The sequence below is a fragment of the Nocardioides turkmenicus genome, from assembly GCF_011045035.1.
Taxonomy (GTDB): Bacteria; Actinomycetota; Actinomycetes; order Propionibacteriales; family Nocardioidaceae; genus Nocardioides; species Nocardioides turkmenicus.
On record NZ_JAALAA010000022.1, the window covers coordinates 1 to 14,827 of the forward strand.

The following is a 14,827-nucleotide window of genomic DNA, read 5'->3' on the forward strand; positions in this document are numbered from 1 at the left end:
GTCCCCAAGGACCTCGTCCCGGAGCACGTGGCGATCATCATGGACGGCAACGGCCGATGGGCCAAGGAGCGTGGCCTCCCCCGGACCAAGGGCCACGAAGAGGGTGAGTCCTCGCTCTTCGACGTCGTCGAGGGAGCCATCGAGATCGGCGTGAAGGCCGTCTCGGCCTACGCGTTCTCCACCGAGAACTGGTCGCGATCGCCCGACGAGGTGAAGTTCCTGATGGGCTTCAACCGCGACGTCATCCGTCGCCGCCGCGACGAGATGAACGAGCTCGGCGTCCGGGTGCGATGGGCCGGCCGTGCCCCACGGCTGTGGAAGTCGGTGATCAACGAGCTCAAGATCGCCGAGGAGATGACGAAGCACAACACCGTCTGCACGCTGACGATGTGCGTCAACTACGGCGGCCGCGCCGAGCTCACCGACGCGATGCGGGCGATGGGTGAGGACGTACGTGCTGGTCGCCTCAACCCGGCCAAGATCACCGAGAAGACGATCGAGAAGTACCTCTACGTCCCCGAGCTCGCCAACGCCGACCTGATCTGGCGCACGTCGGGAGAGCAGCGGCTGTCGAACTACATGTTGTGGCAGGCCGCCTACTCCGAGTTCGTCTTCACCGACGTGCTCTGGCCCGACGTCGACCGCCGTCACCTGTGGCACGCCATCGAGACGTACGCCTCCCGGGACCGCCGCTACGGCGGTGCCCTCCCCAACCCCGTCTGACCAGCCCCGCTGGTCGAGCCGCCGGAGCCGCTAGGCGGAGGCGTGTCGAGACCAACACAGTCCCCTCGGCGCTCGATGAGACTGTGTTGGTCTCGACACGGATTCGTTCGTTCCTCACGAATCCGGCTCGACCGACGGAGCGGAACTAGCGGCAGTCGGTGCAGGTGCCGAAGATCTCCAGGGTGTGGGAGACGTCGGTGAAGCCGTTCTCCTCGGCCATGGTCTTGGTCCAGCGCTCGACGGCGGGCCCCTCGACCTCCACCGTGCGGCCGCAGCCACGGCAGACCAGATGATGGTGGTGGGTGTCGGAGCAGCGGCGGTAGATGGTCTCGCCGTCCTCGGAGCGCATCGCGTCGACCGCGCCGGCCTCGGCCAGCGCGGTCAGGGTGCGGTAGACGGTGGCGAGGCCGACGGCGCCGTCGAGGCGGGAGTGGATCTCCTGGGCCGAGTGGAAGCCGTCGTAGGTCTCCAGCGCCTCGGCGACCGCGAGCCGCTGCTTGGTGGGGCGCAGGGTGTGCGGCTGATCGGTCGCCAGCGGATCAGTGTTCGTCATAGTGCTCTCCCTCCGCGCCGACGTGCGCCGCGTGCCGGTGCCCGTCATGGATGTAGTCGACGTGGTCGCCGTGCTCGACCGCGACATGGCCGCACTTCTCGCCGTGGTGGTGCGGGTGGGCCTCGTCGACCGGCTTCTCCTCGGGAGAGGTCTCCGGGAACGGCGCCCTCAGCGCCCGCCGGCGGCGCAGCCAGGCGCCGATCGGCCAGACCAGGAAGAACCCGGCCAGCGCGACCAGCACGATGCTGGGACCGGGCTGGACGTTGGCCCCCGTACGCGACAGCACGGCCGCCAGCACCAGGCCGCCGACCGAGGCGGCCAGTCCGGCGCCCATCGCGCCCAGCAGCGTCATCCGGAAGGACCGGGTCAGCTGCTGCACGATCGCGACCGGGACGACCATCAGCGCGGAGACGAGCAGCAGCCCGACGGTGCGCATCGCGATCACGACGCTCAGCGCGGCCAGCACGGCCACCAGGATCGAGTAGAACCGCACCGGCAGCCCGGCGACCTTGGCGTAGTCGGCGTCCTGGGAGACCGCGAACAGCTGCGGCGAGAGCCCGACGCAGATCACGATCAGCACGACCGAGAGCGCCATGGTCACGAGCAGGTCGTCGACCGAGATGGTCAGGATCGAGCCGAAGAGGAACTCCTGGAGCCGGGAGGCGCCGGTGCCGGCCAGGCCGGTGACGAAGACACCGCCGGCGAGCCCGCCGTAGAACAGCATCGCCAGCGCGACGTCGCCCTCGGCGTGGCCGCGCTCGCGCACCACCTCGATGACCACGGCGCCGGCGATCGCGACGACCACGGCGGTCCAGGTCGGCGAGGTCTGGGTCCACAGGCCGATCGCAACACCGGTGACGGCGACGTGGCCGATCCCGTCGCCCATCAGCGCCAGCCGTCGCTGCACGATGTAGGTGCCGACCGCCGGCGCCGCGATCCCGACGAGGAACGCCGCGATCAGGGCGCGCTGCATGAACGGGACAGAGAAGAGCTCGAGAAGTGTCATCACAGCTCCTTGAGCGGGGTCGGGACCGCGGCGTTGGCGGCGCGGGCCGAGGCGTCGTCGCAGTGGACGTGGGCGGCGTCGAAGCCCTGGGCGTGGACGTCGGCGTCGGACAGCGGCGGGCCGTCGTAGGCCTTGCGGCCGTCGCGCATGACGACGGCACGGTCGACCAGCGGGGCCAGCGGCCCGAGCTCGTGGGCGACCAGCACGATCGTGGCGCCGTCGGCCTTGAGCCGGCCGAGCGCCTCGGCCAGAGCCTGCTGGTTGGGCAGGTCGACGCCGGCGGTGGGCTCGTCGAGCAGGAGCAGCTCGGGGCGGCCGGCGAGGGCCCGCGCGATCAGCACCCGCTGGTGCTGGCCGCCGGAGAGCTGGGCGACCCCGCGGTGGGCGTACGCATCCATCCCGACCACCTCGAGCGCGGCCCGGATCGCGGCCCGGTCGGCGCTGCGCAGCGGCCGCAGCAGCTTGCGGTGGGTGAGGCGACCGGAGGCGACGACCTCCCAGACCGAGGCCGGGACGCCACCGGTGGCCGTCGAGCGCTGCGGGACATAGCCGACCCGCGACCAGTCGTGGAAGCCGGCCAGGGCGCGGCCGAAGAGCTCCAGGCGACCCGCCGAGAGCGGGTTGAGGCCGACCAGGGTGCGTACGAGCGTCGACTTGCCGGACCCGTTGGCACCCATCAGCGCGACGAACTCGCCGCGCTTGACCGTCAGGTCGACGTCGCGCAGGACGGGGCGCCCGGACAGCGCGACATCCCCGTGCAGCAGCTGCACGGGGACATCAGCAGGGACAGGATTCACTGACAACCGTTGGCCGCCTTCAGGGCGTCGAGGTTCTGGCGCATGAGGGAAAGGTAGTCCTCTCCCTCGGTGTCTGCCGAGAGTCCCTCGATCGGATCGAGCACGGCGGTCTTCAGGCCGAGGTCGCCGGCGAGGGTGTCGGCGAGCGCGGAGCTCACCAGGCGCTCGGAGAAGATCGTGTTCACGCCGTGCTCCTTGGCGTGCTCACCGATCTCGGCGAGCTGGGCCGGGTTGGGCTCGGCGTCGGGGGTCAGACCGGCGATCGACTCGAACTCGAGGCCGTACTTGTCCAGGTAGGCGAAGGCGTCGTGGGAGACCACGACCTCCTTGATCTTGCACTGCGCCAGACCGGTCCTGAACTCCTCGTCGACCGCGGTCAGGTCCTCGGTCAGCTTCTCGGCGTTGGCCGTGTAGGTCTCGGCGTTGTCCGGGTCGGCCTTCGCGAGCGCGGCGCTGACGGCCTCGGCGTAGTCGGCCATGAGAGCCGGGTCGTGCCAGAAGTGGGGGTCGATCTCACCGTGGTCGTGAGCTTCCTCGCCCTCCTCCTCGTGAGCGGCCTCGCCCTCGTGGCCGGCCTCTTCCTCGTGGCCGTGCTCGTCCGCGCCCTCCTCGGCGGCGCGGAGCTCGACGGTCTTCTCGGCGTCGACCACGTCGCCTTTGACGTCCTGCTCGATCGCGTCGTCGACGGCGGGCTGGAAGCCGTGCTCGGTGAGGATGACGTCGGCGCTCTGCAGCGCGGCGGTCTGGTTGATGCTGAGCTCGAGGTCGTGGGGCTCGACGCCTGGCTTGGTGAGGCCGGTGACGTCGGCGAGGTCACCGGCGACCCGCTCCGCGACGAACTCCAGCGGGTAGAACGCGGCCGCGACCTGGACCTTCCCCGCGTCGGAACCGGCGGAGCCGGAGTCGTCGGAGAGGGCGGCGCAGCCGGAGGTGAGCAGGAGGGCGCCGGCAGCAAGCAGGCCGGCGGAGCGGAGAGTGGGGGCCATGAGAACCATTCTCAGGTCTGTTGAGAATGGTTGTCAATTCCTTCCGGGATGCCGAAGAGCAGGGGTACGCCGGTCACCCGGGGAAGGTCGACGCGGTTGCACCGCTCGGCCAGTCCCGGGTCGCCCGGCCAGGAGCCGATGATCAGCCCATCCGGCTCGTACCCGCGGGCGCGGAGCGCGGCCACGGTCAGCTCGGTGTGGTTGAGCGTGCCCAGGCCGGCCGCGGTGACGACGACGAACGACGTCGGAGTGCCACCCACGAGGAGCGCGTCGGCCAGCTCCAGGAGGGTGCCGCCGTCGGTGTCGAGGCGCACCAGCAGGCCACCTGCGCCTTCGACCAGGACGAGATCGTGGTCTCGCGCCAGGCCCGAGATCGTCGGAGCGTACGCAGCGACCGGGGGGATCTCCACCCCGGCCCGCCGGGCCGCGGTGTCCGGCGCGAGCGGCTCCCCGAGCCGGGTCAGCTCGTGGACCTCGATCCCGGTCAGCCGCTGGATCTCGGCGGCGTCGCAGTCGCCGTCGTCGGTGCCGGTCTGGACCGGCTTGACGACGGTGACCTTCTCACCGTTCGTCCGCGCTCGGGAGGCCAGCGTCGCGGTGGCGACCGTCTTGCCCACTCCGGTGTGGGTGCCGGTGACGATGACGACCCGCCCGGTCACCGGACCTCACCCACGACCGAGTCGATGGCCTTGGTCGCCCGCTCCCACTCCTCTTCGGTGACACCTGCTCCGGCGGTGATCCGAAGCCTGGAAACCCCGTCGGGGACCGACGGCGGACGGAAGCAGCCGACGCGTACGCCTTCGGTGAGCAGGTCGGCCTGGGCACCGACCGCCGCCTCCGGCGAGGGCATCGGCACCGACAGCACCGCTCCGGCAGGAGCTGGGACGTCGAGAGTGTGGGCCAGTCCGGTGACGCGGGCCCGGATGGTGTCGGCCAGGTCCGGGCGTGCTCGCGCGACCCGAGCCGCGGCCAGCGCCGCGGCGGCGGAGGCGGGAGCCAGGCCGGTGTCGAAGATGAACGGCCGGGCGGTGTTGACCAGATGGTCGAGCACTGCTCGCGGTCCCAGCACCGCTCCGCCCTGGCTGCCCAGGCTCTTCGAGAGCGTCGCGGTGACCAGCACGTGCGGTCGCCCGGCGAGACCGTGGCGGTGGACGAGCCCGGGACCGTGCACGCCGACGCCGTGAGCCTCGTCGACGACCAGCAGCGCGCCGTACGCCCGGCACACCTCGGCCAGCTCGGCCAGCGGCGCCTCGTCGCCGAGGACCGAGTAGACCGACTCGGCGAGCACGAGGCTGCGTACGCCCGGCCGGGCGGCCAGCGCCGCGTGCACCGCGGCCACGTTGTTGTGCGGGACGACCGTGAGCTGCGCCCGAGAGAGTCGTACGGCGTCGATCAGCGAGGCGTGGATGTGGGCGTCGGAGATGACGTGGGCGGTGCGGTCGGCCAGTGCGCCGACGATCGAGAGGTTGGCGTGGTAGCCGGTCGAGAACGTCAGCGCCCCCGGCTGGCCGAGCCAGTCGGCGAGCTCGGCCTCGAGCTCGCCGTGCAGCGTCAAGGTGCCTGTGACCAGGCGGGATGCGCCGGTGCCAGCACCCCAGAGCAGGGCCGCGTCCGCGGCCGCGCGGCGCACCTCGGGGTGGCGGGAGAGGCCCAGGTAGTCGTTGCCGGCCAGGTCGACGACATCGTCGTCCGGGCCGCGCGGCCGCAGTCGCCGGGTCAGCCCGGCCTCCTCCCGAGCCGCGGCCGCCCCGTCGAGCCAGCTCTGCCAGCCCATCTCAGGCCACCTCCGCCGCGGCGGTGACGGCCCGGCAGATCCGGGCGAGGTCGTCCTCGCCGGTGACGTAGGGTGGCATCGTGTAGATCAGGTCGCGGAACGGCCGGATCCAGACACCTTGCCGCAGCGCCGCGTCGGTCGCCTTCGCGACATCGACGGGATGGTCCAGCTGGACCACGCCGATGGCGCCGAGGACGCGGACGTCGCTGACGCCCGGAACCGCGGACGCCGGGGAGAGGCCAGCCGACAGTGCGGCGGAGACCCGGGACACGTCCTCGTGCCACCCGCGAGCAGCCAGCCGGTCGAGCGAGGCGAGCGCCACGGAGCAGGCCAGCGGGTTGCCCATGAAGGTCGGCCCGTGCATCAGCACGCCGGACTCGCTCCGCGAGATCGCGTGCGCGACCTCGGCGGTGGTCAGCACGGCGGCCAGCGTCATGTAGCCACCGGTGAGCGCCTTGCCGAGGCAGAGGATGTCGGGCGTGACCTGCGAGGACACGAACAGGTCGCCGGTACGGCCGAACCCGGTCGCGATCTCGTCGAAGATCAGCACCAGGCCGTGCTCGTCGGCGATCTCGCGGAGCACGACCAGACAGCGGTCGTCGAAGACCCACATCCCACCCGCGCCCTGGAGCCGTGGCTCCAGGATGATCCCGGCCAGCTCGTCGGCGTGTTCGGCCGCCAGGCGACGTACGCCTTCGGCCCACGCCTCCACGTCACCGCCCGGCGCAGGCGGACGCTCGGCGAAGACCTGGGGCACCAGCATCTCGGTGAACATCGAGTGCATCCCGCCGACCGGGTCGCAGGTGCTCATGCAGCCGAAGGTGTCGCCGTGGTAGCCGCCGCGCACGGTCAGCAGCCGGGTACGCTCCGGCCGCCCGCGGCCGCGCTGGGACTGCAGCGCCATCTTGATCGCGACCTCGACGCTCACCGACCCGGAGTCGGCGAGGAAGACGTGCTGCAGCGGCTCGGGGGTGATCTCCACGAGCCGGCGCGCGAGATCGATCGCAGGAGCGTGGGTCAGGCCGCCGAACATCACGTGGGCCATCCGGCCGGCCTGCTCGGCGAGCGCGGCGTCGAGCTCGCGCACCCGGTAGCCGTGGATCGCCGACCACCACGACGACATCGCATCGACGACCTCGAGGCGATCACCGTCGACGTCGGCGAGGTGGAGACGTACGCCCTCGGCGCCGGTGACGAGCCGCACCGGCGCCGGGTCGGTCATCGAGGTGTAGGGGTGCCAGAGGTGCTCGCGGTCGAACGCGAGCAGATCGGTGCCCCGATCAAGCGTTGGCAGCGACATCGGTCCCCGCTCCACGGCGCCGGATCACCGGGCGCTCCTGCTCGTCGTGACCACCACAGGCGGACCCGCAGCCGTCGCCGCAGCTGCTGCCGCAACCACCGGTGGCCCGGGCGGCGGCCTTGGCGCGGTGCTCCTCGATCAGCTCGGCGAACCCGCTCTCGTCCATGCCGAGGATGACGAAGCCGTTGTCGCGCAGCATCTCCAGGTCGGCCAGCGCGTCCTGCCCCTCGGAGGTCAGGTAGTCACCGAGGAAGATCGAGTTGGCGACCTGGAGCGCGGTGGCCTGCAGCGAGCGCAGGTGCATCTCGCGCCCGCCCGCGATCCGGATCTCCTTGTCCGGGCAGACGAACCGCGCCATCGCCAGGATCTTCACGCAGCGGGTGGGGGAGAGCTCCCAGGTGTTCTCGTACGGCGTCCCGTCGAACGGCATCAGGAAGTTCACCGGGATCGAGTCGGCATCCAGCGCCTTCAGCGCGAAGAGCGCCTCGACGAGCTGCTCGTCGGTCTCGCCCAGGCCCGCGATCAGGCCCGAGCACGGCGACAGGCCGGCGTCCTTGGCCTTGCCGATGGTGTCGACGCGGTCCTCGTAGGTGTGGGTCTGGACGATGTTCTCGTGGTGGGACTCGGCGGTGTTGATGTTGTGGTTGTACGCATCCACCCCCGCCGCTTTGAGCCGCTCCGCCTGCCCGCCCTTGAGCAGCCCGAGACAGGCGCAGACCTCGACGCCCTCGTGAGCGTCCTTGAGCGCGGAGGTCATCTCGACGACCTTGTCGATGTCGCGGTCCGAGGGTCCGCGGCCCGAGGAGACCATGCAGACGCGGGTCGCGCCACCGCGCAGCCCGGCGCCGGCCTGCTCGAGGGTCTCGTCCTTCGACAGCCAGGAGTACTTCAGCACCGGCGCCTGCGACCCGAGCGCCTGGCTGCAGTAGTTGCAGTTCTCCGGGCACAGTCCCGACTTCAGGTTGACCAGGTAGTTCACCTTCACGGTGTTGCCGAAGTGCTCGCGGCGCAGCCGCCCCGCGGCGGCGACGACGCTCATCAGCTCCGTGTCGGGGGCACGCAGCACCGCCACGGCGTCCTCAGCGGTCGCGGCCCCGCCGGACAGGATCCGGTCGGCTAGCTGGTCGAAGGCTGTCGTCATGTGGGGCGTCTCCTCGGGAAGGCTACCTGAACGTCGTTCAGTTGAACGGTGTTCAGGTTAGGTGAGGCGGGCTTGCTCCGCAACGGCGGCGTCCGGCCGGCGGGGCTACGATCAGCGAGTGCGCATCGAGACGATCCCCGGACTGGTCCTGATCGAGCACGAGATCGAGGTGCCCCTGGACCATCTCGGCGGCGGGCCGGAGACGCTGACCGTCTTCGCCCGCGAGGTGCTCCGCCCGGGCGATCCCGACGACCGTGACGCGCTGCTCTTCCTCCAGGGCGGTCCGGGCGGGGAGAGCCCGCGCCCGATCGACCTCCCGATGGTGCCCGGCTGGCTGGAACGGGCGCTCGAGGACTACCGACTGATCCTCCTCGACCAGCGGGGGACCGGGCGGTCGACACCGCTCACCGCGATGACCGGGATGAGCCCGCAGGCGCAGGCCGACCATCTGGCCCACTTCCGCGCCGACTCGATCGTCGAGGACGCCGAGCTCCTCCGCTCTCACCTGGGCATCTCGCGGTGGTCCCTGCTCGGTCAGTCCTTCGGCGGCTTCTGCTCGCTGCGCTACCTCTCGACCCACCCCGAGTCGCTGCGCGAGGTGCTGTTCACCGGGGGAGTGCCGCCGGTCGGCCTGCCCGTCGACGAGATCTACGCCGCCACGTTCGCCCGCACGATCGAGCTCACCGAGCGCCACTACGCCCGCTTCCCCGGCGACCGCGACCGGATGCGCGCGCTGGTCGAACGCTGCGACGCCGGCGAGATCCGGCTCCCGCACGGCGGCCTGCTGTCTTCCCGCCAGGCGCGCTCCATCGGCAACCGGCTCGGCATGGCCGGCGGCTCCGAGCAGATCCACTACCTCCTCGAGCGTGACCCGGCCGGCCTGGGATTCGGGCACGAGGTCGCCTCGCTGCTGCCGTTCAGCGGACACGCGCCGCTCTACGTACTCATCCACGAGGCCTGCTACGCCGACGCCCAGGCCACCCGCTGGGCCTCCGCGCGCGTGCAGCCCGCGGCGTACGAGGAGGACCCGACCCTGCTCACCGCTGAGCACCTGTTCCCGTGGCACCTCACCGAGGACCCGCTGCTGGCGCCCTTCGCCGAGGCGGCCGACCTGCTCGCCGAGCGCGAGTGGCCGAGCCTCTACGACCCGAGCGCGCTCGCCGCCGTCGACGTCCCGTGCGCCGCGGCCGTGTACTACGACGACCCCTACGTCCTGCGCGAGCACTCCCTCGCCACCGCCGACCTGGTCCCCACCCTGCGCCCGTGGATCACCAACGCCCATCTCCACAACGGCGTCCAGGTCGCTCCCGAGGAGGTCCTGGGCCGCCTCATCGACATGGTCCGCGGGCGGGTCTGACGCGGTGAAGGTCTTCCGCGCTGCATCCTTCCTGCTCACCATGGTGGCCGCCCGCGCTCTCCGACATCGTCGCCGGCCTGGTGGCGCGTCTGCCCTCCCGCGCGAGGGCGTACGCCGGCCGAGTCTGAGCCGAATCTGTCAGACTCTCGCCCGTGGGCATCGAGGTGAGGGCGTACGACCCGAGTTGGCCGATCCGGTTCGAGGAGGTCGCCGAGATCCTGCGGAAGGCCCTCGCGGACGGCCCGGAGGCGAGCATCGAGCACGTCGGCTCGACCTCGGTCCCGGGCCTGGCGGCCAAGCCGATTCTCGACGTCGACGTCATCGTGGCCCCGGAGGACGTCCCGGCCGCCGTCGCCGCCCTCGAACGGATCGGCTACGTCCACCGCGGCGACCTCGGCGTCGCCGGCCGCGAGGCGTTCCACGCCCCTGACACCGACCCGCGGCGCCACGTCTACGTCTGCGCCGCCGGCACGCTCAACGTACGTAACCACCTCGCCGTCCGCGACGTCCTGCGCAGCCGCGACGACCTCCGCGACGACTACGCCGCCGTGAAGCTGGCCCTGGCCGCCGACCCGGCCATGGACATCGACACCTACATCGCCCGCAAGTCCGACGTCCTCCAGAACGTCCTCGCCGTCTCGGACCTGACCGACGCCGAGCGCCGCCAGATCCTCTCCCTCAACGACCCGAGCCGCTGAACACGAGGGGAAGCTGCACACAGTCGTTACGCAGGTGACAGTTGAGGTGCCTCATTCGTCACACTGGTAACGACCGTGTGCACGTCACGCGGTGGCGTCATCGAGATCGAGCCCCATGGGGGACTGCTGGGGGATCTCGCCGGAGGCGACGACGGCCTTGGTCAGCGGCCGCAGCAGGGTGATGAGGTCCTCGACCTCGACCTCCTCCAACGACGCGTACGCAGTGGCAGCGAGCGCATCGGTCGTCGACTCGATCCCGGCCTTGGTCTCCCGTCCGGCGTCGGTGAGCGAGCCGCCGTCGGAGGTGACGAGCCCGCGGGAGCGCAGCCCCGTGACGAGGGTGTCCCACTCGGTCTCGTGGATGTTGCGGGAGGTGGCGTAGACCGAGGGGGAGAGGCCGGTGGCGAGCGCATGGAAGACGTGGGACTCCCGGCCGCCGATCCCGGCGGCGAGCAGGGCGGAGATGTGGCCGTCGCCGCGGTGCTCACGGAGCAGCGTGGCGGCGTCCCAGAGAAGGGTGAGCGGGTCGTCGGAGACGGGGAGCGAGCGCAGCGCGGCGTACAGGGGCCGGCCCTCCAGCGGCGCGGAGAGGGCGGCCCGCGACGCGAGCGCGGCGGCCCGGGCGACGTCGTCGGAGTCGGCCAGCGCGCCGAGGTGGCGGCGGAGCGCTGCGACGGCACCGGAGCGCCGGGCCTCGTGCGCGGCCTCAGGCGGAGCGTAGGTCCAGGCGTCGGGAAGCGCGCGGGAGACGTGGGAGAGAGCGAAGTTGTAGAAGACCGCATGGACCACCTCGGCCGGGACGGCCCCCAGCGGGGCGGACCGGGCGGCGAAGTAGCCCATCCAGTAGCCGCGGTAGCCAGCCCCCTTCAGGAGGGCGATCGGTTCCGGCGAGAAGTAACCCACCGCATGGATCGGCTCGAGCAGCTTCCACAGGCGACGCGCGTTCGGCTCCATGGCCACCGACGGTATCGGCACTCACCTCACCAGCCGAGCGAATTGGCCCGGCGGGCGGCGTACATAACAAAATGACACCACGGATACGATTTCCGCAGATCCCCCAAGCACCGTGGCCCGGCAGCCGGCCGGGCTCACCTCGAGCAGAGAGCATTCATCGTGGCAAAGCCGCCAGCATCGACCCTTGACCTCGTCGTCTCCCTCGCCAAGCGGCGCGGATTCGTCTACCCCTGCGGCGAGATCTACGGCGGCACCCGGAGTGCCTGGGACTACGGCCCCCTCGGCGTCGAGCTCAAGGAGAACATCAAGCGCCAGTGGTGGAAGGCGATGGTGCAGCAGCGCGACGACGTCGTCGGCCTCGACTCGTCGGTGATCCTGCCCCGCCAGACCTGGGTGGCGAGCGGCCACGTCGAGACCTTCAACGACCCGCTGGTCGAGTGCCAGAGCTGCCACAAGCGGTTCCGCTTCGACCACCTCCAGGAGGAGTACGCGGAGAAGAAGGGCATCGCCAACCCGGACGACGTCGACATCAACGAGAGCGTGGCCTGCCCCAACTGCGGCACCCGCGGCGCCTGGACCCCGCCGCGCGAGTTCTCCGGCATGCTCAAGACCCACCTCGGCGTCATCGAGGACGAGAGCGGCCTCCACTACCTGCGCCCGGAGACCGCGCAGGGCATCTTCATCAACTTCGCCAACGTGGTCACCAGCACCCGCCAGAAGCCCCCGTTCGGCATCGCCCAGACCGGCAAGAGCTTCCGCAACGAGATCACGCCGGGCAACTTCATCTTCCGCACCCGCGAGTTCGAGCAGATGGAGATGGAGTTCTTCGTCAAGCCGGGTGAGGACGAGGAGTGGCACCAGTACTGGATCGACGAGCGCACCCGGTGGTACACCGACCTCGGCATCAACCCCGACAACCTGCGCCACTACGAGCACGCCAAGGAGAAGCTGAGCCACTATTCCAAGCGCACCGTCGACATCGAGTATCGCTTCAACTTCCCCGGCAGCGAGTGGGGAGAGCTCGAGGGCATCGCCAACCGCACCGACTTCGACCTCGGCACCCACATGAAGCACTCCGGCGCCGACCTGCAGTACTTCGACCAGGCCAACAACGAGCGCTACACGCCCTACGTCATCGAGCCCGCGGCCGGTCTGACCCGTGCCCTGATGACCTTCCTCGTCGACGCGTACGCCGAGGAGGAGGCCCCCAACGCGAAGGGCGGCGTCGACAAGCGCGTCGTGCTCCGGCTCGACCACCGGGTCGCGCCGGTCAAGATCGCCGTGCTCCCGCTCTCCCGCAACGAGGCGCTCTCCCCGAAGGCGAAGGCGCTCTCCGCCGAGTTGCGCGCCAACTGGGCCGTCGACTTCGACGACTCCCAGTCGATCGGGAAGCGCTACCGCCGCCAGGACGAGATCGGCACGCCCTACTGCGTCACGGTCGACTTCGACACCCTCGAGGACAACGCGGTCACCATCCGCGAGCGCGACACCATGAAGCAGGAGCGGATCCCGCTCGAGGGCGTGAGCCGCTACTTCGCCGAGCGCCTGATCGGCGCCTGACCCGAGCCTGAGCGACACCGTTACCGGGTCGTAAACGTTGCATGGGGCGTCCTGCCGCACGATTTCCCGGATGAGTGGGGCAGGATGTCCCCATGCAACGAGCGGGGTCCGTACTCGCCGCATCCGTCACGGGTGCGGTCATGGCCATGTCAGTGATGGGGTGCAGCGGCACTGCGCCCAGGTCGAACGCGCCCAGGGAATCGGAGAGCGCGTCGGCCTCCGCCTCACCGTCGGCTTCGGCGTCGACCTCACCTTCTCCCGGTGCGCTCACCGAGCCCGGCGCCGATCGCAGGCTGGGTGAGACCGCGACGGTCGAGTGGTCACCCAAGGACGGCGTCGACGGCAAGATCTCGATCACCGTCGCCAGGCTCGAGTCGACCTCCTACAAGCAGACCTTCTCCGGCTGGAAGCTCGACGAGGCGACGCTCGCGCGCGCTCCGTACTTCGTACGCGCCACCATCAAGAACGACGGCGACACCGACCTCGGCGGCTACGACGCGCCGCTGTGGGGCCTCGACGGCGAGGGCAACCTGGTCGAGGCGGCCGCGTTCAAGGAGCCGTTCAAGCCCTGCGACGGCAAGGCGCTCCCCAAGCCGTTCGCTCCCGGCGCCACCGCCAACGTCTGCCTGGTCATGCTCGTCCCCGACCAGGGCAAGCTCGTCGGCGTCAGCTTCCGCCCCTACGAGGAGTTCGACCCGATCACCTGGGAGGGCGACCTGACGCCCTACGCGGCTCCCAAGGCTTCGGCGAAGCCGAGCCCGTCCGCGTCGCCGTCTTCCTGATTTTCCGTACGTCGCGCCCTGGCCGGACAATAGAAGGCATGTCTCTCCCCGGCCCTCTCCAGTTCGGCAGCCTGACCGTCGACACCCCTGTGGTGCTCGCGCCGATGGCCGGTGTCACCAACGCAGCCTTCCGGCGGCTCTGCGCCGAGCAGGGCGCGGGCCTCTACGTCTGCGAGATGATCACCTCCCGCGGCCTGGTGGAGGGTGACCAGCACACCAAGGACATGCTCGTCTTCGATGAGGCCGAGACCGTGCGCAGCGTGCAGCTCTACGGCACCGACCCGGTCTACGTCGGCAAGGCGACCGAGATCCTCTGCGCCGACTACGGCGTGGCCCACGTCGACCTCAACTTCGGCTGCCCGGTGCCCAAGGTGACCCGCAAGGGCGGCGGGGGAGCGCTGCCCTACAAGCGCGGTCTGCTCGGTGAGATCCTCGAGCACGCCGTGCGTGCGGCCGAGCCCTACGGCGTACCGGTGACGATGAAGACCCGCAAGGGCATCGACGACGACCATCTGACCTACATGGACGCCGGCCGGATCGCCCAGGAGAGCGGCGCCGCGGCGATCGCGCTGCACGGACGTACGGTCGCTCAGGCCTACTCCGGCACCGCCGACTGGGACGCGATCGCGGAGCTGAAGGCGTCCGTCGACATCCCGGTGCTCGGCAACGGCGACATCTGGGAGGCCGCCGACGCGATCCGGATGGTCGAGGAGACCGGCGTGGACGGTGTCGTCATCGGCCGCGGCTGCCTCGGCCGCCCCTGGCTCTTCCGCGACCTGGCGGCCGCGTTCGCCGGCGACACGGTGAACGTTCTTCCGAATCTGGGTGAGGTGACGGACATCATGCGCCGCCACGCCGAGCTGCTCTGCGAGCACATGGGCGAGGAGCGCGGCTGCAAGGAGATCCGCAAGCACATCGCGTGGTACCTCAAGGGCTTCGGAGCCGGTGGCGAGCTGCGCCGCACCCTGGGTCTGGTGAACAGCCTCGCCGACCTCGACGAGATGCTCGACAAGCTCGACCGTAACGAGCCTTTTCCCACGTCACAGCTGGGTGCGCCGCGTGGACGGCAGGGTGCGCCGCGGGACAAGGTCGTCCTCCCCGAGGGGTGGCTGGACGACGCCGACGGGCGCGGCTGCGGGTTCGCGGAGAACGTCTCGGAGACCTCCGGCGGCTGACCTCCTGGGCTCGTCCAAACG

15 protein-coding genes are annotated in these 14,827 nt (G+C 70.7%); 6 read left to right on the top strand and 9 right to left on the bottom strand.

Annotation, left to right across the window (positions count from 1 at the left end; all coding sequences use genetic code 11):
- Positions 1-723: isoprenyl transferase (locus tag G5C66_RS21245; protein WP_165112922.1), on the top strand; the 723-nt coding region annotated here is incomplete at its 5' end.
- A 145-nt stretch (positions 724-868) separates the two neighbouring features.
- Here G5C66_RS21245 and G5C66_RS21250 read toward each other — a convergent pair.
- From G5C66_RS21250 to bioB, 8 genes are read right to left on the bottom strand one after another with little or no spacing between them, the layout of a single operon-like run.
- The gene (locus G5C66_RS21250; protein ID WP_165112923.1) at positions 869-1,276 is read right to left on the bottom strand and encodes a Fur family transcriptional regulator; all 408 of its coding nucleotides are present in this window, start codon (positions 1,274-1,276) and stop codon (positions 869-871) included.
- Positions 1,263-2,282 carry a metal ABC transporter permease gene (locus tag G5C66_RS21255; RefSeq protein WP_165112924.1) on the bottom strand — a complete coding sequence of 340 codons (1,020 nt, stop codon included), beginning with the start codon at positions 2,280-2,282 and terminating at the stop codon, positions 1,263-1,265. Before G5C66_RS21255 ends, G5C66_RS21250 begins: the two co-directional genes overlap by 14 nt.
- On the bottom strand, positions 2,282-3,052 hold the full coding sequence (locus tag G5C66_RS21260; protein WP_338144267.1) for a metal ABC transporter ATP-binding protein: 771 nt from the start codon (positions 3,050-3,052) through the stop codon (positions 2,282-2,284). The genes G5C66_RS21255 and G5C66_RS21260 overlap by 1 nt, the downstream gene beginning before the upstream one ends.
- Positions 3,053-3,075: 23 nt before the next feature.
- Positions 3,076-4,065 (bottom strand): metal ABC transporter substrate-binding protein, encoded by a 990-nt coding sequence (locus tag G5C66_RS21265; RefSeq protein ID WP_165112926.1) that lies wholly within the window; start codon positions 4,063-4,065, stop codon positions 3,076-3,078.
- An 11-nt stretch (positions 4,066-4,076) separates the two neighbouring features.
- The gene (gene bioD, locus G5C66_RS21270) at positions 4,077-4,724 is read right to left on the bottom strand and encodes a dethiobiotin synthase (protein WP_165112927.1); all 648 of its coding nucleotides are present in this window, start codon (positions 4,722-4,724) and stop codon (positions 4,077-4,079) included.
- Positions 4,721-5,839 (bottom strand): 8-amino-7-oxononanoate synthase, encoded by a 1,119-nt coding sequence (locus G5C66_RS21275; protein WP_165112928.1) that lies wholly within the window; start codon positions 5,837-5,839, stop codon positions 4,721-4,723. Before G5C66_RS21275 ends, bioD begins: the two co-directional genes overlap by 4 nt.
- Before the next feature lies 1 nt (position 5,840).
- Positions 5,841-7,139, bottom strand: coding sequence for an adenosylmethionine--8-amino-7-oxononanoate transaminase (locus G5C66_RS21280; RefSeq protein ID WP_165112929.1), 1,299 nt, complete (start codon positions 7,137-7,139; stop codon positions 5,841-5,843).
- Positions 7,120-8,280, bottom strand: coding sequence for a biotin synthase BioB (bioB, locus tag G5C66_RS21285; protein WP_165112930.1), 1,161 nt, complete (start codon positions 8,278-8,280; stop codon positions 7,120-7,122). The genes G5C66_RS21280 and bioB overlap by 20 nt, the downstream gene beginning before the upstream one ends.
- Before the next feature lie 118 nt (positions 8,281-8,398).
- Here bioB and G5C66_RS21290 point away from each other — a divergent pair, with 118 nt between their 5' ends.
- On the top strand, positions 8,399-9,637 hold the full coding sequence (locus G5C66_RS21290) for an alpha/beta fold hydrolase (protein ID WP_165112931.1): 1,239 nt from the start codon (positions 8,399-8,401) through the stop codon (positions 9,635-9,637).
- A 152-nt stretch (positions 9,638-9,789) separates the two neighbouring features.
- On the top strand, positions 9,790-10,335 hold the full coding sequence (locus G5C66_RS21295; RefSeq protein WP_165112932.1) for a GrpB family protein: 546 nt from the start codon (positions 9,790-9,792) through the stop codon (positions 10,333-10,335).
- An 84-nt stretch (positions 10,336-10,419) separates the two neighbouring features.
- Here the strand turns inward: G5C66_RS21295 and G5C66_RS21300 are convergent, their stop codons facing one another.
- Positions 10,420-11,289 carry an SCO6745 family protein gene (locus G5C66_RS21300; RefSeq protein ID WP_165112933.1) on the bottom strand — a complete coding sequence of 290 codons (870 nt, stop codon included), beginning with the start codon at positions 11,287-11,289 and terminating at the stop codon, positions 10,420-10,422.
- Positions 11,290-11,448: 159 nt separating this feature from the next.
- Here G5C66_RS21300 and G5C66_RS21305 point away from each other — a divergent pair, with 159 nt between their 5' ends.
- From G5C66_RS21305 to dusB, 3 genes are all read left to right on the top strand, one after another.
- Positions 11,449-12,849 carry a glycine--tRNA ligase gene (locus G5C66_RS21305; RefSeq protein WP_165112934.1) on the top strand — a complete coding sequence of 467 codons (1,401 nt, stop codon included), beginning with the start codon at positions 11,449-11,451 and terminating at the stop codon, positions 12,847-12,849.
- 146 nt (positions 12,850-12,995) lie between these two features.
- Positions 12,996-13,631: a hypothetical protein gene (locus G5C66_RS21310; RefSeq protein ID WP_165112935.1), complete on the top strand. Its 636-nt coding sequence runs from the start codon at positions 12,996-12,998 to the stop codon at positions 13,629-13,631.
- 38 nt (positions 13,632-13,669) lie between these two features.
- Positions 13,670-14,806, top strand: coding sequence for a tRNA dihydrouridine synthase DusB (gene dusB, locus G5C66_RS21315; protein ID WP_165112936.1), 1,137 nt, complete (start codon positions 13,670-13,672; stop codon positions 14,804-14,806).
- The last annotated feature ends 21 nt before the right edge of the window (positions 14,807-14,827 follow it).